The organism is Dactylosporangium fulvum, assembly GCF_025137375.1.
GTDB classification, from domain to species: Bacteria; Actinomycetota; Actinomycetes; order Mycobacteriales; family Micromonosporaceae; genus Dactylosporangium; species Dactylosporangium fulvum.
The window spans coordinates 4830768-4854381 of record NZ_CP073720.1 but is presented as its reverse complement, the minus strand read 5'-3'; the positions used below and the strand labels follow the sequence as shown (position 1 = coordinate 4854381).

The following is a 23614-nucleotide window of genomic DNA, read 5'->3' as shown; positions in this document are numbered from 1 at the left end:
GGAGAATGTGCTGTGCTGCAAGAACCCGCGACCCGGTACCAGGGCCACAAGTCCTACTCGTACCTCGAGCCGCACCTCGACTACCGGGAGTTCGACCTGGCCCTGGAGGTCGGCCGGGTGCCCGAACATGACCTCGGGCTCTCCGACGCGCAGCGGCAGCGGGTGACCCGGCTCCTCGCCGAGCACATCGCGATCTCGCTGCACGAGCACCCCGTGGTCCTCCCCGCCGACGTGCGGCAGCTGCGCGCCTACAACCGCACCGCGCGCCAGCGGACCGGGTACGAGGGTCTTGCGCACTCCGGCCTGACCGCGGTCTTCGACAACTTCATGGCCGGCGCCTCCTGCGTGACCAGCGAGAACGGCTGGAAGTGGAACGACCTGATCTACGCGCTCGGGATGCGGATGAGCGACCTCTACAAGCAGGACCACGTGCGCCTGGCCACTTCGGTGGACGACATCCGGGCCGCCAAGCGCGACGGCCGGCTCGCCCTGGTCGCCGGGCTGGAGTGCTGCAGCCCGATCGAGAACGAGCTGGACCGCATCGACATCCTGTTCGGCTTCGGCGTGCGGCAGCTCGGCATCGCGTACAGCCAGGCGAACATGCTCGGCGGCGGGCTCTCCGAGCCGCGGGACGGCGGGCTGACCCACTTCGGCCGGCGCGCCGTGGACCGGATGAACAAGCTCGGCATCGCCATCGACATCTCGCACAGCGGCGACCAGACCTGCCTGGACGTGATCGAGGCCAGCCGGGTGCCGGTGTTCATCACCCACGCCGGCGCGCGGTCGGTGTGGGACACCGCGCGGATGAAGCCGGACGAGGTGATCCGTGCCTGCGCCGAGCGGGGCGGTGTCATCGGCATCGAGGCGGCGCCGCACACCACGCTGTCGGAGAAGCACCCGGAGCACTCGATCGAGTCGGTGATGGACCACTTCACGTACTGTGTCGATCTGGTCGGCATCGACCACGTCACGTTCGGCCCGGACACGATGTTCGGCGACCACGTCGGAGTGCACAACACGTATGCGGGGAACTACGCCCACGACAGCGGGAAGAAGCCGTCGCACCCCCGGGTGGAGTACGTCTCCGGCCTGGAGAACCCGGGCGAGGCGTTCGGCAACATCGTCGGCTGGCTGGTCAAACACGACTATTCGGACGATGAGATCGCCAAAGTCATCGGGGGCAACACCCTGCGCGTGCTCGAACAGGTCTGGTAGCGACTGCCGCTACTACACTCTGTACGGCGGAGAGGTGGGACTGAATGGCTCGGCGCGAAACCGCGCTGCAGGCCGCGCAGATGCAGCTGCGCGAGTTGATCGGCAGCGAATTCCAGAGCGGTGACAAGCTACCCAACGAACGGGAGCTCGCGGACCGGTTGGCGGTCAGCCGCGCCACCGTGCGCGAGGTCCTCGGCCAGCTCGCCGCCGAGGGCGTCCTGACCCGCACCTGGGGCGTCGGCACGTTCGTCCGGGAGCCGGCCGAACGGGTCCCGGTCTCGGTCGGCGACGTCACCGCGCTGCGCGACCGCATCACCGCCTCGGGCCACAGCCCGGCCCTTCAGGACGCGGCGGTGAGCCGCACCGCTTGCCCGGACGACTGCGCCAAGGTCCTCGGCCTGACGCCCGGCGACCCGGTGTGGCGCGTCGACCGCCTCTTCGCCGTCGACGGGGTGGCCGCGGCCTGGATCCGTGACCACGTCCCGCTCACCGCCGGCGGCCGGGACCTCGACCCGTCGGGCCTGCTCAGCATCGACCACGACATGTTCGAGTTCCTGGCCGGCGCCACCGGCATGCCGGTCCGCCGAGCCGAGATCGAGTTCACCGCGGTCCTGGCCGACGAGGAGGCCGTCGACCGCCTCGGCGTGCCGCTCGGCCACCCGCTGGTGAGCGCCACCCAGATCGGCTACACGGCCGAGGAGCTGGCGCTCTTCCACGGCCACATCACGGTGCGCACCGACGTCCTGACCCTGCGGATCACCCGCGCCGGCTGACCGCCGCGCTGGCCGGTCGGTGGCCGGCCGTGCGGCGTCCGGCGCCGTCAGCGGTTGTGGTCAGGACCCTGGCGAACGCCAGGTGCAGCTCACCGGCCGCTCGCCATCGGGGCGAGGCCGATGTCGGCCAGGGCAGCCGCGCCGATGGTGGCGTGCTCACCGCCGGCGAGGACCAGCGTCCGCGCCCACTGACAGCTGTCGACGCCCGAGACCAGCGCGTCGGTCAGCTCGAGCGTGCTGGCCGGGGCCACCGGTTTCGACGAAGTCACCGACGCTTTTGATGGCCGTGGTGGACAATGGCGTCAGGATGGGCATGAACCGCTCCGATACCGCGCCGAAGGTCGCCGTTCCTACGGCACATGCTCCAGGTTTGCACGATAGCGACCAACGCTGAGCCGGAAATCCGCCACGAGACCATCAGCGGCAGTCTCGCGAGACCGGCCGCCGGACATCCGCTCATCGGCTCCAGGATGCAGGGCCGGCACGGAGGCCAGCTACGGTATGCGACTGCCCGCCGAGCGGTCAGCGCGCACGGTCGGCGGGAGGCATCCGAGTCGTTGGCACCCCGAGTTCCCAGCGGTCTTTGCGACCGACTCGACGGCACGGGACTCACCCGGTTCCTGCCGGATCATTGAGGAAGACCACTGTATGCCGTGGTCGCCTTTGCTCGCCGAACGCTCCCACACGATTCCCATCCTGATCTTGATGAAATCGCAGGGAACCTTCCGGTCGCGCCGCGAGTGGGTGTAGTGGAGAAAGGAGCGGTGGTGTCCGACGGCGAACGTATCGACGAAATTTACGCGGGGTCTTTCCAGCGCCTCGTGGTTCAGGTGTACGCGGTGACCGGCGACCTCGCCGAGGCGCAGGAGGCGGTGCAGGAAGCGTTCGTGCGGGCGCTCGCCGCGCCGAAGCGGTTCGGTCGTCTGATGAATCCGGAAGCCTGGCTTCGCCGGGTGGCCATCAACGTCAGCCGCAGCCGGTACCGGCGGCGCCGGACGCTGGAGGTGCTGCTGCACCGGATCGGCCCACCGCCGGTCGTCCCCGACCCAAATCCACAGCACGTCGCGCTCATGGACGCGCTGCGCCGCCTGCCCGTGGGGCAGCGCCACGCGATCGCCTTGCATTACCTCGTCGACCTGCCGGTCGAGGAGGTCGCACTGACGCTCGGCGTCTCGGCCGGCACGGTGAAGTCCCGGCTTTCGCGCGGCCGAGCGGCGCTCGCGGCGCTACTCATCGATCTGCATCTCGACAGGAGCCAGCATGTCTGACGACCCGAATCGTTTCGCCGCCGACCTCCGTCACGCTTTCGATGCCAACACCGTGGCCCAGGCTGTTCGACAGCCCGCCTTGGACGAACTGCATGCGCGGATCGGCACTCGTCGGCGCGTGCGCAAGGCCGGATTTGCACTGGCGCTCGCTCCGGTGTTGGGCGTCGCCCTGTTCGTGCCGTCCACCGTCGGTCAACCCGGCCCCGACCGGCCGCCGATCGAGGACGTGCAGGGTGTGCAGCAGCTGGTGTTCTTCTCCCCCACGGATGCGGTCGCCGCGCGGGAGATCGGCTGCACCGTGCGGTTCACCGTCACCACGGACGGCGGGCGAAGCTGGTCGGCGGAGCAGCCATCGCATGAGCCGCTGGCCTGCCCGACCGATCCGCTCGAGCGGCCGAGCATGCTGCCGAGGTTGCAGGTCCTGGACATGCGGACGTACCGCGTCAAGGTGGACGACACCTGGCAGCTCACCCGTGACGGCGGCGCGACCTGGCAGCCGGCCGCGTCGGCCATCACGACTGTGGACGCGTTCCCGCCCGGTGCGAAGGTCCTCGAGTGCGGCGTGCGGTGCGGGATCCCGCTCCCTCCGGCCGCCCCGTTCGCGATCGACCCCGCCTCCGGCGCCGTGTACCAGCTACGGCTCACCGAGCTGACCGGATGGACCGTCGTCGCCTACACCACGGCCGGCGAGCGCCTGTGGGCCCTGCTGGCCGACACGAGCCTCCGTTCGGCCTTCCGGATCGCGTGGAGCACCGACCGGGGCGCGACGTGGCAGAGCCGGCCGTTCGAAGCCGATGACATGCCCTCCGGGATAGCCGCCGGACCCGGCAACCAAGCCTACGTACCGTTCGTCCGCCGTAACGGCGCCGACCGGACAGAGCGCCTGCTGCGCACATCCGACGGTGGTGTCACGTGGACGACCACGGAGACCGACCTGGCAAACAATGGTGTGGCATCGCCACTGACCGTCAACACCGACGGCACGCTCATGACCGCCGAGGAATCCGGGTACGCGCGGTCCAGCCGCGACGGCGCCAGCTTCGCCCGCGGGCCGGCCGCCCTCATCACCGGCGGCACGCCCGGCATTGACGCCGGTCACGGGTTGGTCTGGCTTTGGGAGCAGGGGAAACCCGGCACCGCGTACGTGACCGGCGACAGCAAGACGTGGACAGCAGTGCCACTGCCTTCATGACGCTGATGCCTTCGCGGCAGACCGCGTCACTGGCCACCGGGCCGATGCTGGTCGAGCCCGGCGCCTAGGACCTCGAAGGCCCGGACGAGGCGGTGCATCTGGCGGGTGCTCTCGGATTCCTTCCGGGCGCAGAGGTGGTCCTGCCCTCGCAGGACCACCTCTGTCCGCCACGTCGTCGACGCCGATGCGTCAGGCAGTTGCCGGACCGGTCAAGGGGCGAACACGTGCCAAGCGCGTCCGAACGGCACGTCTACCCGCCAGGCCACCGCACTGGCCGCGGCCATCAGCGACACGATCCCGATCGCACCGGAGATCGCCCGCCTGCAGGGCATCGCGCTCGCCGGCGTGTTCCAGATCATCATCAGCGAGTCAGGCCGCCGCACCCGCGAAGGCCAGACCCCGGCCGAGATAGCCGACGCGTTGCGCCCGGAGATCGAGAACATCCTCGCCGAACTGGACTGCTGGCTGACCCGATAACTTCCTTTTCTCGTCCACGAACCGCAGGGCCTGAGCCGCCACGGCTGGCCGGGCACGCCACCAGGCCCGGCCAGGGTCTCGAACAGCCGCCGCAGCAGCGCGTCCCCGGTTCCGCCAGCACGGCATCGGCCAGGTCGAAGTCGACGATCTGGGTCAGCTCACCCAGACGACCCGGGGCATAGACGGCTCCGGCTACGGTAACCGTCCGGGTGGAACGAGCGCATCGGCGTTGATGCCTGCGTCAGTCGCTGCTGTCGTCCCATTCGTCACGCAGCTCCTTGCGCAGGAGGTCGACCTGGACGATCAACGCCCCGAGCAGTTCCTCTCGGCTGAGGCGGTTCGTCGTGCGATACGACCACGCGATGTCACCTTGCGAATCAAGAACCTTGATGAGCACGAACGCCTCGACAGCGGTTTCGCCCGGCTCGAGTGGGTGCACCTCGAGACCCCGCAAGACTTCGGTCACCGGGACTCGTGGCTCACCGTTGGCCGACCCGGAGTGGCTTCCCATCCGATCATGGAAGCACCCTTGACCGCACCCGGGAGAGCCGGGGTCCGGGAGCCGTTTCACGCCGACGTGCGTCCGCAACGACCGGGTCGCGAGTCAGTCCCAACACTCGGCGCGCGACCGGCGGCATGTCAGCACGTTGTCAGCCCCGTTTATCACGTACATCACGCCGGCCAGATCGGCGACGGTTCGGATTGGACGCGGGTCCTGTTCGCCGTGGATGAACCAGCAGGGCACGTCCAGTAACCGCGGTCAACGTCCGCCCACCTTCCACCTACCGGCTGGCCGGTCGACCGTTGATGTTCGGTGTCAGACTGTTTTCGCTGGTCACCTTGCGGTTCGCATTCGGCATCGGCTTGCCCTCCCACGTGCCTGGCGTGTGCTGGAGGAAGTCAAATCGTCATTCATCGATTGGATTCGCCACGAATTCTCGTGATCCCGGAGACTTGCGGTACCCCAGGCAGCACAAAGTCTTCGCGATCACGGAAAAAGTGAACTAATACACGGTCATCGATGCACCAAGAGGTCGGGAATGTCTCCTCTATCGGGGCTGTCGACGGGCTGGCCTCTTTTGCGGTTGCGAAACGTGGAGTGATCCGCGCCTGGTCTCGGCCCGCGACCCGGTGCGCATCGATCTCGGCGCCCGGCCCATCCGGCGCCACCCGGCATCCGACCCGACCCAGCTCGGCGTCCCACCCAGTCCGACCCAGTGTCCAACCCGGCCCGGACCACCGTCTGACCTGGTGTTCGACTCAGCGCCTGCCCGGCGCGCAGTCGGGTCGGGTCGTGGTCCCGCTCATCCACGTCGTCAGTTCAGGTCGTAGGTGGTTACCGCGCCGGGCGCCCAGATCGAGGTCCCACCGAGCCACTGGATGATCTCAAGACGGAACTCCGCGACCTCGGCATACGACGGCCGGTGTGATGCGAGGGCCGACGCTGCCGCGCCGGCCGCGACCGCAAGACGCGCCGCCGCCCGGGGCCGCCGCACGACGTGAGTGACGGCCTCCTGACGATTTGAGCATTTTTCGTGTCGACTTCCGAGAAGTGAACGTCGAAGTGACGAAATTCGTCGGTTGCAAGCTTCTATATGACGAGTTCGTAAGATCTATGGACAGGAAGTGGCGTCCCTCGTAGAGTCCGGGAATCTTCCGCTGATCCTGGAGATGATGTTGAACACTGCCGCCCAGGAAAGTCCCGCCCTTTCCGCGACCGAACTGCACGCCGCTTCCACCGTGGTGGACGGGAGCACGGTCATCGAGCTCTCCGAGGCCCACCTCGACCGCATCCGACGAGGGGGCGTCACCGCCGTCAACCACACCGTGACCACGCCGTATGCGGACACCGCGACCGCACTGCGGCAGGTCAACCAGTGCCGCCGGTGGATCGACGCGCACGCCGACCGGGCCCTGCTCGCCCTGACCGTGGCCGACATCGAGCGAGCCAAGGCCGAGGGCAAGGAGGCCGTGATCCTCGGCCCGCAGGACACCGAGATGATCGGTGTGGACCTCGACCTGCTCGGCACCTTCTACGACCTCGGCGTACGCATTCTCCAGCTGACCTACCAGCGGCAGAATCTGCTCGGCGCCGGCTGCGGGGAGAACGTCGACCCCGGCCTCACCCACAAGGGTCGCATCTTCGTCGAGGCGATGAACGACCTCGGCGTCCTGGTCGACGTCTCGCACTGCGGCGAGCGCACCGGGCTGGACGCCATGGAGGTGTCCGCCACACCGGTCGTCGTCACCCATTCCTTCTGTGACGCGATGTCGCCGCACATCCGGGCGAAGTCGGACGCCTTCCTGCGCCGCCTCGGCGAGCAGGGCGGCGTCATCGGCATCACCACCCTGTCCGGATTCCTGTACTACCCGGAAGAGCCCACTCGGCGTCCGGATCTGGCCCGCTTCGTCGAGCACGTCAGCCACGTCGTGGAGGTCGTCGGCGTCGACCACGTCGCCGTCGCCACCGACTACGACGAGACGCTCACCGAGGCGATGCGGGCCGAGCAGCTGAAGGAGAAGGAGTTCAGGAACCTGCTCGGCGACTGGAAGTGGGAGGAGCGGCGGGCCATCGGCATGGACGATGCCGCCCACTTCCCGAACTTCACCGAGGCACTCCTGGCCGGAGGGTTCTCTCCGGCGGACGTGACCAAGGTCCTCGGCGGCAACTGGCTCCGGGTCCTGGGGGAGGCATGGAAGCCGGCCAGCCGGTAACCGCGAGTTGAGACATCAGCCAAGGAGACCCATGAGAACGCGATTCCTGACCAGAGTGCTGGCGGTGGGCGCCGTCGCGGCGCTCGCGGCCGGTTGCTCCGGAGGCGAACCACCGTCCACCAACAACGGCGACAACACCAACGACGGCCTGACCAAGAACGTCCGCCTGGAGGACGAGTCCCAGCCCGCGGGCACGCCGAAGTCCGGCGGCCGGCTCCGGGTCATGATCCGGCTGGACGCCAACGAGCTCGACCCGCACAAGATGTCGGAGACCTCGGCCTTCGTCGTCAACGAGCAGATCTACGAGTCGCTGGTGGAGTCGTACCGCGGTGAGATCAAGCCGGCCATCGCCGAGTCCTGGGAGCAGAGCGCGGACGGGACCACCCTGACGTTCAAGCTCCGCGACAACGCCTACTTCCACAGTGGACGCAAGGTGACCGCGGCCGACGTGAAGTACTCGATCGAGCGGATCAAGGACCCGGCGACCCGGGCGCCGCGGGCCCGCAGCTACGAAGGCATCACCGCGGTCGAGGTGCCCGACGAGCGGACCGCCGTGTTCAAGCTCAGCAAGCCGAACGCGGCCATCCTGACCCTGCTCTCCACCGCCGCGTCGTCCATTGTGGACCGCACGGTGGTCGAGGAGAAGGGCGGCCTCAACACCGCCGTCGACGGCGGCAGCGGACCGTTCAAGATCGCCTCGCGGGTCGCCGGCCAGACCATCAAGCTTGACAAGCACAGCCAGTACTGGCAGGCCGGCTTGCCGTACCTCGATGGGCTGGACTTCACCTTCAACCCGGACGACAACGCCCGCGCCGCCGCCGTCCGCAACGGCACCGTCGACTTCCTCTGGCGGCCCGCGCCGGAGTTCATCGACGCGCTCAAGCGCGACGAGAAGCTCAAGTGGTACGGCGGCTCCGGTTCGCTCTCGCTGCATCTGCGGCTCAACACGTCCAAGGCGCCGTACGACAACGTGAAGGTGCGGCAGGCGATCTACTACGCGCTCGACCGGCAGGAGATCCTCGACGTCGCCAACTCCGGCTTCGGCACCGCCCTCAACGCGGGCTACCTGCCCCCGGACCGGTACGGCGCGCTCACCGACCCGATCTACGGCAAGGCCGACATCGAGAAGGCCAAGAAGCTCCTCGCCGAGGCGGGCTACCCGAACGGCTTCGAGGCGAAGCTCATGGTGATCGCCACGTCGGCGTTCCAGGTGCGCTCGGCCGAGGTGGAGCAGCAGCAGCTCGCGAAGATCGGCATCAAGGTGACCATCGAGTCGGTCGAGTCCACGATCGCCGACACGAAGACGAAGTCGAGCGACTTCGACATGTACCAGTCCGGCTTCGGCCTGACCTACGACCCGGACGAGCGGTTCACCGCCAGCTTCCTCAAGGGCGGCGGCCTGAACTACGGCAACTGGAGCGATCCCGAGTACGAGAGCCTGATCGTGCAGGCCCGCGCGGAGCTGGACAAGGCCAAGCGGGCGACGCTCTACCAGCAGGCCGAGAAGATTCTGGCCGAGCGCGGCCCGGTGGCGATGACGTTCCTCAACGCCGACTTCGACGTCGTGCAGAAGGACGTCATGGGCTACCGGGGCGACCCGACCCCGACGTACCGCTTCTACCGGAACCTCTGGCTCAACCGATGACGAGCCCGGAGGGGGCGCCCGCCGGTGGGCGCCCCCTCCGAACCGCCCCACGACGAAAGGCAGGACCATGACGTCCGTCCCCCTGAGCCATCGTTATATCATCGCCGCCCGGCTCAAGGGCTACCTCAACAAGCACGCCGAGGCTGTCTCGCTGCTCAGCGAGGCACTCGAACTGGAGCCGGGCAGCCCACGCCTGCTGCGGTTCCGGGGGCACCGGCGGATCTCGATCCGGGACTACCAGGGCGCGATCGAGGACCTGCGCGCCGCCGCCGACCAGCTCAACGGGGTCGAGGACGAGTACGAGATGTACCAGCCCGAGGTGGAGAAGGACGTCGTCAGCCTGATCCTGGGCCGGCCCGAGGACGTGCGGCCGCAGCACCTCACCGACACCATGGCGGCCGCGGACCCGGACGCCCTGGCCCGGTACAACACCACCCTGCACACGTCCGTCTGGTACCACCTCGGCGTCGCCCAGTACCTCGACGGCGACCTCGAGGGCTGCCTTCCCAGCTTCCGCGCGGCCGAGCGGTCCGCCCGCCACCAAGAGGGGGTGGTGGCGTCGCAGGACTGGCAGTACATGGCGCTGCGCCGGCTCGGCCGCGCGGATGAGGCCGAGCAGGTGCTCGACCGGTTCCGGCAGATCACTCTCGTCGAGGAGGACCACCTCGTCGGGTACGAGGGCCGGATGCGGCTCTACACCGGCGAGATCACCCCCGAGCAGCTGTGGGCGATGTGCGACGGCGACAGCCTCAAGACCGTCACACAGGGCTACGGCCTGGGGAACTGGCACTACTACAACGGCGACGTCGACAAGGCCCGCGAGGTCTTCGACGGCGTGCTCAAGACCGGTGTCACGCACGCCTTCGCCTACCTGGCGGTCACGTCCGAGTACTCCCGCAACCCCGATTTCGCGACGGCGACGAAGGAGAACTGAGCACAATGGCGATCATCCGGGCCGAGATCGGCCACCGCGACCAGGAGACCAAGGAAGCGATCATCGCCGAGCTGACCGATGTCCTGGTCAAGTACGGCTCACCGCGCGAGAACACCCACGTCCTGCTGTACGAGGTCTCCTACGACAACTGGGCCAAGGGCGGAGTGACGTACAACAACCGGAAGAAGAAGGCCCAGGAGAGCTCGTGACGGGCCCGCACGTACTGCTCACCCCGAACCTCGCCGAGCTCCTCCCCGGCCTGCGGGCCGACTACCCGCAGTGCCGCTTCACGCCGATCCCCGACGACGAGCCGGTCCGCGACGAGTGGCTCGACGCCGAGGTCATCCTCCGCAGCGCGATGAACGAGGACACGTTCGAGGAGTTGCTGAGCAAGTGCGACCGGCTCCGCTGGGTCCAGATCACCGCGGCCGGTTTCGACTGGGTGGGCGGTGAGGTCTGGCAGCGACGCCTCGACGAGGGGCTGATCTACACCCGATCGCCCAACTCCTACAACGTGCCGATCGCCGAGTACGTCATCGGCGCCGTGCTCATGCACGGCCGCGCGTTCCCGGCGCTGCGCGAGGCCCAGCAGCGCCGGGAGTGGGTGCGCATCGTGGCCCGCGACGTCATCGGCAGCACCATGCTGGTCTTCGGCACCGGCGGCATCGGATCCGAGGTGGCATGGCGCGCGACCGCCCTGGGCGCCACCGTGATCGGCGTCAACCGTACCGGCTCTCCGGTCGCCGGCTTCGAGCGCGTCGTGCCGTTCGCCGACCATTTCGCCCTCGTTTCCGAGGCCGATGCGGTGGTACTGGCAATGCCCCTGACAACGGAGAACAAGTACTTCTTCGGGGCAGAGCACTTCGCGGCCATGCAGACGGGCGCCGTCCTGGTCAACGTCGGCCGCGGCGCGCTGGTCGTCGAGGACGCGCTGGTCGCCGCCATGCACGGCGGCCAGATCGGCGGCGCCGTCCTCGACGTGTTCGAGGAGGAACCCCTGCCGCCGTCACACCGGCTCTGGGACCTGCCGAACACGACCATCACCCCACACACGTCCTTCCGCGGCTCCGGCAACCTGCACCGCCTGGGCGCCGACTTCCGCGCCAATCTCGACCGGTACCGCACCGGCGAACCCCTGGCCGGCACCCAGCGTCAGCCAGACCTGGGTTACTGACCGTTCCCCTGCGGCGGCCCACCCGATGTCTCCCGGGTGGGCCGCCGCCCTTCCGTGCGCGCGCCGTCCCGGGCCTAGTCGCCGATCTTGAACAAGGTGTAGGGAAACTGGGGTCATAGGCCAAGTTTTCCTACCCCACAACGCGCTCAGCGCGGACGAACCACAGGTCCTCGTCAGGAGAGGACGGTGCGGGCGGCGGCCAGGATGTCGGGCTCGCCGAGAAGGACCTGATCGGCCGCCGGGCCGAGGGGGACGTAGCTGTCGACGCTGTTCACGCGGGCGATCCGGCCGGGGAAACCGGCGTCGACCAAGGCCGCGACGACCGCCTCGGAGACACCGCCGCTCGTGCGGGTCTCGTCGACGACGAGAACGCGGGAGACACCGGCGAGGGCGGCGTGCAGGGCGGCCGTCGGCAGGGGTGCGAGCCACTGCAGGTCCACCACCCGGGTCTCCGCCCCCTCGCCGGCCAGCACGGCCGCCGTCCGCAGGCTCATCGGGACGCCGTTGCCGAAGGTGACGATCGCCAGGTCGTCGCCGTCGCGGACGGTGCGGACCGAGCCGAGGGGCGCCTCGCCCCACGACGGGGGCGGCGCGTAGGGGGCCAGCCAGCCGCCGTCGCCCTCGGTGTGCAGGTCGCGCGTGTGGTACAAGGCGATCGGCTCCAGCAGGACACACACCCGGCCCTCCTGCTCGGCCAGGGCAAGGCACTGGCGCAGCAGGGCGGGGGCGGTGGCGGGGTGGGACGCGACGGCGAGGGCGAGTCCGGGGATGTCGCGCAGGACGGCGACCGAGTTGTCGTTGTGGAAGTGGCCGCCGAAGCCCTTCTGGTACGCCAGGCCGGCGATGCGCACGACCATGCCGTTCTGGTACTGCCCGTCGGAGAAGAACCGCAGCGACGCCGCCTCGCCGCGCAGTTGGTCCTCGGCGTTGTGGAGATAGGCGAGGTACTGAATCTCCGGGATGGGCAGGGTGCCGGCCAGCGCGCCACCGAGGGCCAGGCCGAGGATCGACTGCTCGTCGAGGAGCGTGTCGAAGACGCGGCCGGCGCCGAAGGCCTTGCGCAGCCCGCGGGTGACACCGTAGACGCCGCCCTTGCGGGCCACGTCCTCGCCGAAGACCTGGGCGCCCGGGTGGGTCAGCAGAGCGTCGTGGAGAGCGGCGGTGATCGACTGGGCGAGGGTGAGCGGGCCGCGCGTCTCCGGGAGCTTACCGCCGAAAACCGAAGGACGGTCCGCGCCGGCGCGGGCGGCGGCCGCGGTGACGGCCTCCGGGCGGCGGGCGGTCAGCGGCGCGGTCACGGCGGCCGGCGAGGCCAGCCGCTCGACCTTTCCCACCATGAGCCGCGCCTCATCCATGACGAGCTTGCGGGCGTGCTCGTAGCGGGCCAGGCTCTCGGCCGGGCTGAGGATGCCGCGCCGGGCCAGCGCCGCCGCCGTGGCGAGGATCGGGTCGCGGTCGTAGTCGGCGAGGATCTCCGACCGGCCGCGGTAGGCCAGTTCCGCGTCGGAGCCGGCGTGTCCCATGAACCGCACGGTGCCGAGGTGCAGCACGATCGGGCGGCGCTCGGTGCGCACCCGCCGGGCCGCGGCGGCGGCGACGGCGAGCAGGTGGGCGGGGTCGGTGCCGCCGGCGTGGACGTAGTCGATCGCGGGCAGCGACGACAGGGCCCGCCGCACCCAGCCCCGCGGCGAGCGGGTGCTGATGCCGATGCCGTTGTCCTCGCAGACGAGCAGCAGCGGCATCGGCAGGCCCTGGTGGGCGCTGTAGCCGACGGCGTTGAGCGCACCGGCCGCGGTGGAATGGTTCAGCGAGGCGTCGCCGAAGCTGCACACGACGACCGCGTCGTCGGGGTACACCGAGCCGCCAGCGCCCCGGCCGAGGTTGAACGCCAGGCCCATCGCGCGTGGCAGGTGCGACGCGATCGTCGAGGTCTGCGGGACGATGTTGAGCGCGCGGTGGCCGAAGACCTTGTGCCGGCCGCCGGAGATCGGGTCGCGCCGGGAGGCGGCAGCCGAATGCAGCACGTCGGCGATCGGGGTGGCGCCGGGCACCTGGCCCGCCCGGGCCGCGAAGAACCCGCCGGAGCGGTAGTGCAGCAGCGCCGGGTCGGTCGGGCGCAGCGCCAGCGCGACCGCGGCGTTGCTCTCGTGGCCGCTCGAGCCGATGGTGTAGAAGCCCTCGCGCTGCGCCTGCAGCCAGCGCAGGGCCAGGTCGAGCTGGCGGGCCTGGACCTGCGCGTCCAGCAGCGCCAGCAGCACCTCTGGAGCGACGTCGGCGTCGACGCCCGAACCAGCGGGAACGGGTTGGCCCGCCGACCACTCGGACAGGCGGCGGGTCAGATGCTCGTCGATCGATTCCACGACGGAGGCTCCAAAGAGGGTCAGCGGTTGGTGCGGCCGCGCAGCCGCGGGTCGAGAACGTCGCGGAGGGTGTCGCCCAGGAGGTTGAAACCCAGCACGGCGATCATGATGCAGACCCCCGGCACGACGGACGGCCAGATCGACATCTCCATGAAGGCCTTGCCGTTGGAGAGCATCGAGCCCCAGGAGGGCTGGGGCGGTTGCACGCCGAGGCCGAGATACCCCAGGGATGCCTCGATGAGGATCGCGTACGCGATGCTCGTGGTGAACTGGACCGCGATCGGCGCGATCGAGTTGGGCAGGACGTACTTAAAGATCAGCCGGGTGTTGCTCAGCCCGACCGCCTGCCCGGACTCCACGAACGGCTCGCGCCGCACCGACATCGCCGTGCCGCGCACGATGCGGGCGAAGCTGGGGATGAAGACGATCACCAGGGCGAGGACGAGGTTCTCCGTGCCCGGCCCGCGGGCGGCCACGACCGCCAGGGCCAGCAGCAGGGTGGGGAAGGCGAACATGATGTCGGTGACCGGGGTGATGATCGCGTCGAGGATGCCCCGGTAGAAGCCGGCGAGCAGGCCCAGCAGGACGCCGACGGAGGCGGCGCAGGTGACCACCACCAGGCTGACCGTCAGCGAGGTACGCGCGCCGTAGAGGGCCCGGCTGAGCAGGTCGCGCCCGGCCTCGTCGGCCCCGAGCAGGAAGGTGCCGCCGGGTGGGGCGAGCCGCTGGTTGGACATCGCGGTGGGGTCGTAGGGCGCTATCAGCGGCGCGAGGGCCGCGGCCGCCGCCATGAGCAGGACGATGAACAGCCCCACGGCGCCGACCTTGTCCCGCGTCAGCTGCCGCAGCAGCGAGCCGCCGCGGCCACCGACCGCGCGTAAGCGGCTCAGCCGGCGGGATTCGACTTCAGTGACCACTGCGCAGCCTCGGATCCAGGTAGGTGTAGACGAGGTCGACGAGGAGGTTGACAACGACGTAGAAGAAGGCGAGGAAGAGCAGGGTGCCCTGGACTACCGGGTAGTCGCGCTGGCTGATCCCGCGGATGACCATGGTGCCCAGCCCGGGCCACGCGAAGACCTGCTCCACGATGACGGTGCCGCCGAGCAGGGCGCCCAGCTCGATGCCGAGCACCGTCACCACCGGGATCAGCGAGTTGCGCAGGGCGTGCCGGACCATGACCACGCGCTCCCCCATCCCCTTGGCGCGGGCGGTGCGGACGTAGTCCTGGTTGAGCACCTCAAGCATGCTGGACCGGGTCATCCGCATGTTGATCGCCGCGAGGCTGGCGCCGAGGGTGACGGCGGGGAGCACCAGGTGCTTCAGGTTCGCGAGCAGGCCGTCCTCCTCGCTGGCGCCCTGCGAGGGCAGCCAGCCGAGCGTGACGGAGAAGACGTAGACGAGCAGGATGCCCAGCCAGAAGTTGGGCACGGACAGCCCGATCAACGAGACGACCCGGGCGACCGCGTCCAGCGGGCCGTTGCGCTTGGTGGCGCTCAGGATCCCGAGCGGGATGGAGAGCAGGACGGCGACCAGCAGCGCGGAGACGGCCAGCAGCAGCGTGGACGGGAGGCGCTGCAGGATCTCGTCGAGCACCGGCTGGCCGGTGCGCATCGAGGTGCCGAGGTCGCCGCGGAGGAGGTCGCCGAACCAGGTCAGGAACTGCTCGTACACGGGCATGTCGAGCCCGAAGTAACGGCGCATCTCCGCCTCGACCGCGGGATCGCCGAAGTCCTGGCCCATGATCGAGCTGATCACGTCGCCCGGGATCATGCGGATCACCAGGAACGAGATCACCGAGATCCCGAGCAGGACGGGAATGACCGTCAACAGGCGGATCAGCGTGATGCGCAGCATGGTGTGGTTCCCGGCCCGGTCAGTGCTCGAAGCCGGATAACTCGGGGTCGGAGCCGGCGTCCCAGTCCGACTCCTCGTCCTCGGTGACGGCGAGGTCGCGCGCCCACTCGTGCGCACGCTTGGCCACCCGCAGCACCATGACGGACCGGCTCTCCATCACCCCTTCGAGGTGGCCCAGCCGCTCGGTCCAGAACCGCCGCATGGTGTTGGTGGAGGCGAAGTAGCCGACCGCGATGATGTCGAACTGTCCGGTCGCGTGGTAGACGTAGGCCATCTCGGGCATGCCGGCGAGCTTGTCGATGAGCTGCTCGGTGGCGCCGGGGGCGCTCTGGATCTCGAAGATCGTGTGCACCGGCCGGCCCATGAAGGCGGCGCTGGGGATCGCGGAGAACTGCAATTTGCCTTCGGCGAGCAGTCGTTCGATCCGGCGCCGCACCGACCCCTCGGAGAGACCGACCTTCGCCGCCAGCGCGACGTTGGTCTGCCTCGGGTCCTGGACGAGCTCCCGGATGATGTTGCGATCCTTTGCGACCGAGCTCTTGGATGTCATCGGGCTCCAACTCTCAATCGACGTAATTCGTCGCTTGCGGGAGCCTAGACGACGAACATCGCCTGTGCAACACTCCCCGTTGACGAATGGCGGCGTTCGTGCACCGAGTTTTTGGGAGTTTCGATGGCCTTGTTGGAGGTGCGTGACCTGCGCACTGAATTCCGCGCGGCGGGGGGCTCGGTGACCGCTGTGGACGGTGTCTCGTTCACCGTCGACGCCGGTGAGATGGTCGCGCTGGTGGGAGAGTCCGGCTGCGGAAAGTCGGCCACCGCGCAGTCCATCATGGGCCTGATCGTCCCGCCGGCGGGACAGGTGACCGGCGGGCAGGTGCTCTTCGAGGGGCGGGACCTGCTCAAGCTGCGCCGCCGCGAGCTGCGGGCGGTGCGCGGCAAGGGCATCGCGATGATCTTCCAGGACCCGATGACCTCGCTGAACCCGGTGCTCACCATCGGGCGGCAGATCACCGAGGCCCTGCAGCTGCATCTGGGGCTCAGCCGCCGGGCCGCGCGGACCCGGGCGGTCGAGTTGCTGGAGATGGTGCGCATCCCCGCGGCGGAAACCCGGCTCGGCTCCTATCCGCACCAGTTGTCCGGGGGCATGCGGCAACGCGTCATGATCGCGATGGCGTTGTCCTGCGACCCCCGGCTGATCCTCGCCGACGAGATCACCACCGCGCTCGATGTCACCATCCAGGCGCAGATCCTGGACCTGCTGCGGGACCTGGCCCGGGAGACCCGCACCGCCGTCCTGTTCATCACCCACGACCTCGGCGTCGTCGCCGGCATGGCCGAGCGGGTCAACGTGATGTACGCGGGACAGATCGTGGAGCGGGCGGAGACCGTCGACCTGTTCCACCGCCCGCAGATGCCCTACACCTGGGGTCTGCTCGGCTCGGTGCCCCGGCTGGACCTGGTCCGCGCCGGACGGTTGCGCCCCATCGCGGGCCGGCCGCCGGAGCTGTCGGCGATGCCGGCGGGCTGCCGGTTCGCGCCGCGCTGTGTGCACGCCCGCGAAACCTGCCAGGACAGCGCGCCGGAGCTGGTCCTCACCCACCAGGTCCCGGACCGGGGCCAGCTGAGCCGCTGCTGGGGCATGCGCCCGGCGAGCGAGGGTGGCTGGCTGTCGAACGAGGACCGGTTCGCCGAACAGTCTGTGGAGGTTCGATGACAACGCTGGTCCAGGTGCGTGACCTCGCGGTCGACTTCAAGGTGCCCAAGCGGGGCTCGCTGCTCCCGGCTCGTCTGCGCGCGGTGTCCGGTGTGGACCTCGACATCCGGCGCGGCGAGATCATCGGCGTGGTGGGCGAGTCCGGTTGCGGCAAGTCCACCACCGGGCGGGCCATCCTCCAGCTCCTGCGCCCCAGCCGGGGCAGCGTGACCTTCGACGGGATCGAGCTCACGACGCTGCGCGGGAGGCGGATGCGGGCGATGCGCCGCCGGATGCAGATGGTCTTCCAGGACCCGTACGCGTCGCTGAATCCCCGCATGACCATCGGCGAGCTGATCGAGGAGCCGCTGCTGGTGCACTCCGACCTCTCCGCCGCCGGACGCCGGGAGAAGGCGCAGGAGACCATGCGGCTGGTCGGGCTCAGCGACCGGTGGCACGACCGCTACCCGCACGAGTTCTCCGGGGGCCAGCGCCAGCGGGTGGGCATCGCGCGGGCGCTGGTCAGCGGCCCCGAGTTCGTCGTTGCCGACGAGCCGGTGTCCGCGCTGGACGTCTCCGTCCAGGCGCAGATCGTCAACCTGCTCGAGCAGCTCCAGGAGGAGCTGGGTCTCACGATGATGTTCATCGCCCATGACCTCGCCGTCGTGCGGCACCTCTGCGACCGCATCGCCGTGATGTACCTCGGCGGCGTCATCGAGGTGGGCGACTGCGAGGAGATGTACCGCCGGCCGCGGCACCCCTACACCAAGGCGCTGCTGTCCGCGGTACCGATCCCGGATCCGCTCGTGGAAACCAAACGGCAGCGCGTGATCCTCACCGGGGACGTCCCGAGCCCGCTGAGCCCACCGAGTGGCTGCCGGTTCCGCACCCGGTGCTGGAAAGCCCAGGAGATCTGCGCGACGACGGCGCCGCCGCTGACCCTCTCCGGGGCCGGGCACCAGGTCGCCTGCCACTTCCCGGAGAACGCCGAGGAGCCCGTCGCCGCCACCACCGTAGGACGGTGACCGTGCTCCATCGCAACCTTGTCGGCGGCGAGTGGGTCGACGGCGAACGACGGCAGAACCTCAACCCCGCCCGGCCCGGCGAGGTCGTCAGCGAGTACGCCCAGGCCGACCGGGACACCGCCCGTGCCGCGGTCGCCGCCGCCCGCGCCGCCCAACCCGACTGGTCCCGCCGCCCCGTGGCGTTCCGGATGGAGATCCTCGACCGGATCGGCACCGCCATCCTGGCCCGCACCGAGGATCTCGCCGTCCTGCTCGCCCGGGAGGAGGGCAAGCTACTCGCCGAGGCGCGCGGCGAGGTCACCCGGGCCGGCCAGACCTTCCGTTACTACGCGCACCAGATGTTGCAGCCGCAGGGCGAGGTGTACGCGTCCACCCGGGACAACGTCCACGCCGAGGTCCGCCGCCGACCGCTCGGCGTGGTCGGGGTCATCACGCCGTGGAACTACCCGCTCGCGATCCCGGCGTGGAAGGTGGCACCCGCGCTCGCGTACGGCAACGCGGTCGTCCTCAAACCCGCCGAGCTGGTCACCGCCTCCGCCGGTGAGCTCGCCCGCATCATCGCCGGCTCCGGCCTGCCGCCCGGCGTGTTCAACCTGGTCATGGGCGCGGGCCGGGTGGTCGGCGAGGAGTTACTCACCTCGCCCGACGTCGACGGCGTGTCCTTCACCGGCGGCACCGGCACCGGCGGGCATGTGGCCCGGCAGTGCCTCGCCCACGGCAACAAGCGGTTCCAGCTGGAGATGGGCGGTAAGAACCCGCTCGTGGTGCTCGACGACGCCGACCTGGCGGTCGCGGTGCGCTGCGCCCTGGACGGCAGCTTCTTCAGCACCGGCCAGCGCTGCACCGCGTCGAGCCGGCTGATCGTGCAGGCGGGCATCCACGACCGGTTCGTCGCGGCGCTTGCCGAGGCCGCCGCCGCGCTGCGGGTCGGCGACCCGCTCGACCCGCACAGCGAGATCGGCCCGGTGGCCAGCCCCGAACAGCTCGCCCAGAATCTCGAGTACGTGGCGGTCGGCGTCACCGAGGGGGCGACCGTCGTGGCCGGCGGCGCACACGACGGGCAGTTCATGCGCCCCACGCTCTTCGCCGGCGCGCGCAACGACATGCGGGTGGCCCGGGAGGAGATCTTCGGCCCCGTCTCCTGCGTGATCAAGGTCGACGACCTCGACGAGGCGATCGCCGTCGCCGGCGACACCCGGTACGGGCTCTCCGCCGGCATCGTGACCACGTCACTGTCCGCCTCCGAGCGGTTCAAGCGGGACGCGCGGGCGGGCATCGTGACGGTCAACCTACCGACCGCCGGCACCGAGCTGCACCTGCCGTTCGGCGGCGTCGGCGACTCCAACCACGGCCCCCGGGAGCAGGGCGGCTACGCCCGGGACTTCTACTCGGTGCCGGTGACCTGCTACACGGGCTGGTGACGGCGACGTGATGAAGATCCTGCTCACCGAACCCATCGCGGCGGCCGGGATGGACCTGCTGCGTACCGCAGGCGAGGTGCACGTCGCCCACGTCACCGACCCGGCGGTCCTCGCCGCCGGCCCGCTCGCCACCGCGGACGCCCTGGTGGTGCGCTCCTCCCCGGTGACGGCCGGCATGCTCGAATCGGCCCCGCGGCTGCGGGTCGTCGGCCGCCACGGCGCCGGTCTCGACGGCATCGACCTGGCCGCGGCCGAGCGGCTGGCCATCCCGGTGGTCAGCACACCGGGCGCCAACGCCGAGTCCGTGGCCGAGTTCGTCGTCCTGGCCGCGCTGACCCTGGCCCGCCGGCTGCCGCCTGCCGTGGCCGCGCTGGCGGGCGGCGCCTTCCCGGCCGGCCGCTCACTGCCGTCCTCGGTCGTCGCGGCGGGACTGACCGGCACCATGCTCGCCAGCCGCACCCTCGGCCTGGTCGGGCTCGGCGCCATCGGCCGCGGCGTCGCCGCCCGCGCCCAGGGCTTGGGCATGACCGTCCTCGGGTACGACGTCGCCGCGGTCACCCCGCCCCCGGGGGTACGCCTGGTCGGGCTGGACGACCTGCTGCGCGACTCCGACGTGGTGAGCCTGCACGTGCCGCAGACCCCGCAGACGGTCGGGCTGATCGGCGCCGACGCACTCACCCGGATGCGGCCGGACGCCCTCCTGGTGAACACCGCCCGCGCCGGGGTGGTGGACCGTACGGCCGTGCTCGACGCGCTCGACGCCGGGCGGCTGCAGGGCTACGCGGTCGACGTGTTCGCCCCCGAACCACCCGACCCCGACGACCCGCTGCTGCACCACCCCCGGGTCCTCGCCACCCCGCACATGGCGGCGATGACCCACGACGCGCTGGACGCGATGGCCGTCGCCGTCGCGCGTGGCGTGATCGAACACCTGCAAGCCCCGGGAGGACAGCCACGGTGACCGGCCCGCTGCTTGGCGGCATCGCCCAAGGCCGGAGTGATACGGCAGGTGCGGGAGGTGGTGAGGACGATGGTGCGCCTCGATCAGGCGCGTGGCGGCCAGGGTGGAGACACCGACCGTCATCAGCACCAACGCCACGATCCCGATGGCGACGCCGGTGTGCTGGTGCTGGTGACGATCCAGCCACGCGACCACCTCTACGACCTACCCCGTCACCCCGGCGTCACGCTCGCCGGCACGACGGCACGGCCGACCGGGCCGGTGTGAAGCGTCGTGGCACGGGTAGGCGACCTGGTGCGCGGGCAGTCGAACTTCGCTAGGACACCACACGTGCGCACAGCGAGCGCGGTCCCGCCGGCGGGACACGGCACGCCGGTCGCCCGCACCGAACAGCGGGGCGACCACCAGCGGGCAGCGCGGTGAACTTCGTCGCGATACTCGCGGGAGTCGGCTCGGCCGTCTGCTTCGCCGTAGCGTCAGCGCTGGAGCAGAGTGCGGCCAAGCGCGAGCAACTGGCCCAGAACCTCGACCCGCGCCTGCTGCTCCGGCTGGCGCGCCGGCCGAGGTGGCTGCTGGGATGGATCCCGGAGGGCATCGGCGTCGGTCTGCAGGCGCTCGCGCTCAGCCTGGCCCCGCTGGCACTCGTCGAACCGCTGCTGATCAGCGGGCTGTTTCTGGCCATACCGCTGGCCGCCGCCCTCAACCGGCGCCGGATGTACGCCTGGGACTTCGGTGTGGTGGCACTCGGCGGGAGCGGACTGGTCGTCTTTCTGCTCGCCGCGCAGCCGCGCGCCGGCGTGGCCCAGCCGTCGTTGACCGGTTGGCTGGGCGTCGCGATCTGGGCCGGACCGGCCCTCGTCGCCTGTCTGATGGTCGCCTGGCGTGTGGTCGGCCCCCTGCGCGGCGCGCTGCTCGGTGTGGCCACCGGCCTGCTGTACGGTCTCGGGGCCTCCCTGCTCAAGACCATCTCCGACGATCTCGCCACCGATCCGCTGTCGGTGCTCACCACACCGCAGCTCTACGTGCTCGTGCTCGTCGGGGGCAGTGCCGTCGTGCTCAACCAGCACGCGTTCCAGAGCGGCCGGATCGCCGTGCCGCTCACGGCGATCGCCGTCATGGACCCGTTCGTCAGCGTACTGATCGGTGTGACCGCCTTCCACGAACAGCTCGCCACCGGGTGGCCGCGGATCGGTGTCCAGGTGTTGGGCGTGCTCGCCATGGCGGGCGGGATATGGCTCGCCGCCATCAGCCGGGAGTCCCGCGATGTGTCGCCGGCCCGATCTGACAGCGACCCGTCGGAGCGGTCCGGCTGAGCCGCCGGGCAGACCGCGATTTCAGTGCGCGACGGGTTGCCGGTCCAGCGCGGCGGGCAGCGGGATCCGTCCCCACGGGATCCGCAGGCTCAACCGGATGAGCACAAAACCGAGCAGGAAACCGGCGATCGCGTCGGTGAGCCAGTGATAGCTGACGTACGTCGTGCCGATCGCGACGAGCACCGGCGGCATCCACCGCAACGCGGTGCGGGCGGCCCTGGTCAGGTACGGTGCCAGCAGCAACGCCAGTGTGCCGTAGTAGACGACCGCGTTGTTGACGTGCCCGGAGGGATACTCGACATAACCGGGACCGCTGAACAGCTCCACCGGGCCGTGATGCGGGCTGCCCCGCTGGGTGTACTGCTTCAGCGGCACGATCGACGCGGTGGTCAGGATCAGCGCGAGCCCGGCCGGACCGATGGGCCGGACACTGCGGTTCCGCCACGCCAGCACGAATCCCACGATCAGGGTGAAGGTCATGACGGGACCGCCCTGCCCGAGGTGGTCCATCACCAGCGTCGTCCACGCGACCGGCGGCGACCGGTGCGTGTCGGCCCAGTCGCGCACCGCGACGTCGAGCCGCAGCAGCGCGGGCACCCGGATCAGGGCGACGGTGAGCGCCGCGAAGGCGGCCGCGGCAAGGAGATCCGGCCACCAGCTCGCCGGTCGCATCGCCGCGCGGCTCCCGCCCCACCGGGAATCATCGGGCGCCGTGGTGGTGCCGGTCCGGCGCTGCCGGCCGCGCGGGCGCATGGGGGCAACCTTTCCGCATCCCTGCGCCTTAACCCTTCCCGGATCGGCCCGCCCCGTGCTGAGCGCATCGACGTGGGTGGCCGGACGCCCAATGCCGACCGCACGGGTGGAAGCGTTCTTCGGCGGGCCGGTTTCGTCCGTTCCGCGTTCAGCGGTTGGTGAGACGGGCGAGGATCTCGTCCTCCGCGGCCTGGCGTTCAGACTCGGACAGCTCGCCCCGGGCGACCGCCTCGTCGAGACCCTCCAACTGCCGGCGAACGCCGGCCGGGCTGTACAGTTCCTCCTCGGCCTGCCGCAGCAGGATCTCGGCGATGGCGGTGACCGCCCGCACCGGCGCATAGGGCAGCGTGAGAATCGTCGTCAGCAGGCCCACGTTCATCGCTCCTCGTCATGAGCAGCCGCCGGCACGCCGGTGGTGGTCACGTCAGTAATCCCGCCGTTCCCGCCGTTCACGCTGCCGTTCGTGCTCCGGCGGGTGGACGATCTCGCCGATGACCTCGCCGGCTTTCTCCAGCAGCTTCTCCCCTGTGTGTTCGATCGCCCGGCGCTTCATCGGCCCCGCGACGGCGCCCTTGGCACCCTCCACGAGGTCCCCCAGCCCGCGGCCCTCCTGGGCCTTGAGATCCAGCCGGTTGGCCGCCTCGGCGAACCGCAGATACGTGTCGACGCTGGCGACGACAACTCTTGCGTTGATGGTGAGCACCTCGATACCGACCAAGGCGACGCTCACGTGGGCGTCGATGACGATGCCCTTGTCAAGAATGGTGTCGATGACGTCGGCCAGCGACGAGGACTGGCCGCCACCGGTAGGTGCTGCGGATGTGATCGACATGGCCTA

General features: G+C 70.1%; 26 protein-coding genes. 16 read left to right on the top strand and 10 right to left on the bottom strand.

All coding sequences use genetic code 11. The features are described 5' to 3' along the window. The first annotated feature begins 12 nt into the window (after positions 1–12). Together Dfulv_RS22775 and Dfulv_RS22770 are read left to right on the top strand one after the other, a co-directional pair. Positions 13–1215 carry a dipeptidase gene (locus Dfulv_RS22775; protein ID WP_259866563.1) on the top strand — a complete coding sequence of 401 codons (1203 nt, stop codon included), beginning with the start codon at positions 13–15 and terminating at the stop codon, positions 1213–1215. A gap of 44 nt (positions 1216–1259) precedes the next feature. Next, entirely contained in the window at positions 1260–1988 is a 729-nt protein-coding gene (locus tag Dfulv_RS22770) for a GntR family transcriptional regulator (protein ID WP_259866561.1), read from the top strand. Positions 1989–2077: 89 nt separating this feature from the next. Here Dfulv_RS22770 and Dfulv_RS22765 read toward each other — a convergent pair whose 3' ends face one another. Further along, positions 2078–2257: a hypothetical protein gene (locus Dfulv_RS22765; protein ID WP_259866559.1), complete on the bottom strand. Its 180-nt coding sequence runs from the start codon at positions 2255–2257 to the stop codon at positions 2078–2080. 498 nt (positions 2258–2755) lie between these two features. Between Dfulv_RS22765 and Dfulv_RS22760 the strand changes: the two genes are divergently transcribed. The 3 genes from Dfulv_RS22760 to Dfulv_RS22750 all read left to right on the top strand — a co-directional run bounded on the left by Dfulv_RS22760 (position 2756) and on the right by Dfulv_RS22750 (position 4925). Next, the gene (locus tag Dfulv_RS22760; protein WP_259866557.1) at positions 2756–3256 is read left to right on the top strand and encodes a SigE family RNA polymerase sigma factor; all 501 of its coding nucleotides are present in this window, start codon (positions 2756–2758) and stop codon (positions 3254–3256) included. Then, complete coding sequence (locus Dfulv_RS22755) at positions 3249–4448, top strand: exo-alpha-sialidase (protein ID WP_259866555.1); 1200 nt, start codon at positions 3249–3251, stop codon at positions 4446–4448. Before Dfulv_RS22760 ends, Dfulv_RS22755 begins: the two co-directional genes overlap by 8 nt. A 105-nt stretch (positions 4449–4553) precedes the next feature. Then, on the top strand, positions 4554–4925 hold the full coding sequence (locus tag Dfulv_RS22750; protein WP_259866553.1) for a hypothetical protein: 372 nt from the start codon (positions 4554–4556) through the stop codon (positions 4923–4925). 241 nt (positions 4926–5166) lie between these two features. Here Dfulv_RS22750 and Dfulv_RS22745 read toward each other — a convergent pair whose 3' ends face one another. Next, positions 5167–5391, bottom strand: a complete 225-nt coding sequence (locus tag Dfulv_RS22745; protein WP_259866551.1) for a hypothetical protein — start codon at positions 5389–5391, stop codon at positions 5167–5169. 850 nt (positions 5392–6241) lie between these two features. Beyond that, complete coding sequence (locus Dfulv_RS22740; protein WP_259866549.1) at positions 6242–6421, bottom strand: hypothetical protein; 180 nt, start codon at positions 6419–6421, stop codon at positions 6242–6244. Between the two features lie 130 nt (positions 6422–6551). On the opposite strand from Dfulv_RS22740, the gene Dfulv_RS22735 reads away from it, so the two are divergent. The 5 genes from Dfulv_RS22735 (at position 6552) to Dfulv_RS22715 (ending at position 11393) form a co-directional block, all read left to right on the top strand. Then, positions 6552–7640: a dipeptidase gene (locus Dfulv_RS22735; RefSeq protein WP_259866547.1), complete on the top strand. Its 1089-nt coding sequence runs from the start codon at positions 6552–6554 to the stop codon at positions 7638–7640. Positions 7641–7671: 31 nt separating this feature from the next. Beyond that, positions 7672–9285 carry an ABC transporter substrate-binding protein gene (locus tag Dfulv_RS22730; protein ID WP_259866546.1) on the top strand — a complete coding sequence of 538 codons (1614 nt, stop codon included), beginning with the start codon at positions 7672–7674 and terminating at the stop codon, positions 9283–9285. 67 nt (positions 9286–9352) lie between these two features. After that, a complete protein-coding gene (locus tag Dfulv_RS22725; RefSeq protein WP_259866544.1) occupies positions 9353–10219 on the top strand; it encodes a tetratricopeptide repeat protein in 867 nt (288 codons plus the stop codon). Positions 10220–10224: 5 nt separating this feature from the next. Further along, positions 10225–10428, top strand: a complete 204-nt coding sequence (locus tag Dfulv_RS22720; RefSeq protein ID WP_259866542.1) for a tautomerase family protein — start codon at positions 10225–10227, stop codon at positions 10426–10428. Then, complete coding sequence (locus tag Dfulv_RS22715) at positions 10425–11393, top strand: D-2-hydroxyacid dehydrogenase (RefSeq protein WP_259866540.1); 969 nt, start codon at positions 10425–10427, stop codon at positions 11391–11393. The genes Dfulv_RS22720 and Dfulv_RS22715 overlap by 4 nt, the downstream gene beginning before the upstream one ends. Positions 11394–11566: 173 nt before the next feature. Here Dfulv_RS22715 and Dfulv_RS22710 read toward each other — a convergent pair whose 3' ends face one another. From Dfulv_RS22710 to Dfulv_RS22695, 4 genes are read right to left on the bottom strand one after another with little or no spacing between them, the layout of a single operon-like run. Then, positions 11567–13753 carry a thiamine pyrophosphate-dependent enzyme gene (locus Dfulv_RS22710; protein WP_259866538.1) on the bottom strand — a complete coding sequence of 729 codons (2187 nt, stop codon included), beginning with the start codon at positions 13751–13753 and terminating at the stop codon, positions 11567–11569. Between the two features lie 20 nt (positions 13754–13773). Beyond that, positions 13774–14670: an ABC transporter permease gene (locus tag Dfulv_RS22705; protein ID WP_259866536.1), complete on the bottom strand. Its 897-nt coding sequence runs from the start codon at positions 14668–14670 to the stop codon at positions 13774–13776. Then, complete coding sequence (nikB, locus tag Dfulv_RS22700; protein WP_259866534.1) at positions 14660–15607, bottom strand: nickel ABC transporter permease; 948 nt, start codon at positions 15605–15607, stop codon at positions 14660–14662. Before nikB ends, Dfulv_RS22705 begins: the two co-directional genes overlap by 11 nt. A gap of 19 nt (positions 15608–15626) precedes the next feature. Next, entirely contained in the window at positions 15627–16157 is a 531-nt protein-coding gene (locus Dfulv_RS22695; RefSeq protein WP_259866532.1) for an Lrp/AsnC family transcriptional regulator, read from the bottom strand. A 123-nt stretch (positions 16158–16280) separates the two neighbouring features. Between Dfulv_RS22695 and Dfulv_RS22690 the strand changes: the two genes are divergently transcribed. From Dfulv_RS22690 to Dfulv_RS22665, 6 genes are all read left to right on the top strand, one after another. Then, entirely contained in the window at positions 16281–17324 is a 1044-nt protein-coding gene (locus Dfulv_RS22690; protein ID WP_259866530.1) for an ABC transporter ATP-binding protein, read from the top strand. Continuing rightward, positions 17321–18328 carry an ABC transporter ATP-binding protein gene (locus Dfulv_RS22685; protein WP_259866529.1) on the top strand — a complete coding sequence of 336 codons (1008 nt, stop codon included), beginning with the start codon at positions 17321–17323 and terminating at the stop codon, positions 18326–18328. Before Dfulv_RS22690 ends, Dfulv_RS22685 begins: the two co-directional genes overlap by 4 nt. Continuing rightward, a complete protein-coding gene (locus tag Dfulv_RS22680) occupies positions 18325–19749 on the top strand; it encodes an aldehyde dehydrogenase family protein (RefSeq protein ID WP_259866527.1) in 1425 nt (474 codons plus the stop codon). The genes Dfulv_RS22685 and Dfulv_RS22680 overlap by 4 nt, the downstream gene beginning before the upstream one ends. A gap of 10 nt (positions 19750–19759) precedes the next feature. Next, positions 19760–20710 (top strand): NAD(P)-dependent oxidoreductase, encoded by a 951-nt coding sequence (locus Dfulv_RS22675; RefSeq protein ID WP_259867839.1) that lies wholly within the window; start codon positions 19760–19762, stop codon positions 20708–20710. A 69-nt stretch (positions 20711–20779) separates the two neighbouring features. After that, on the top strand, positions 20780–20977 hold the full coding sequence (locus Dfulv_RS22670) for a hypothetical protein (RefSeq protein ID WP_259866524.1): 198 nt from the start codon (positions 20780–20782) through the stop codon (positions 20975–20977). Between the two features lie 152 nt (positions 20978–21129). After that, a complete protein-coding gene (locus Dfulv_RS22665; protein ID WP_259866522.1) occupies positions 21130–22023 on the top strand; it encodes a DMT family transporter in 894 nt (297 codons plus the stop codon). A gap of 21 nt (positions 22024–22044) precedes the next feature. Here the strand turns inward: Dfulv_RS22665 and Dfulv_RS22660 are convergent, their stop codons facing one another. The 3 genes from Dfulv_RS22660 to gvpJ all read right to left on the bottom strand — a co-directional run bounded on the left by Dfulv_RS22660 (position 22045) and on the right by gvpJ (position 23608). After that, the gene (locus Dfulv_RS22660; RefSeq protein WP_259866520.1) at positions 22045–22776 is read right to left on the bottom strand and encodes a phosphatase PAP2 family protein; all 732 of its coding nucleotides are present in this window, start codon (positions 22774–22776) and stop codon (positions 22045–22047) included. Between the two features lie 148 nt (positions 22777–22924). Beyond that, positions 22925–23155, bottom strand: a complete 231-nt coding sequence (locus Dfulv_RS22655; protein WP_259866517.1) for a gas vesicle protein GvpG — start codon at positions 23153–23155, stop codon at positions 22925–22927. Between the two features lie 45 nt (positions 23156–23200). Then, entirely contained in the window at positions 23201–23608 is a 408-nt protein-coding gene (gene gvpJ / locus Dfulv_RS49070; RefSeq protein WP_259866515.1) for a gas vesicle protein GvpJ, read from the bottom strand. Positions 23609–23614 lie beyond the last annotated feature (6 nt).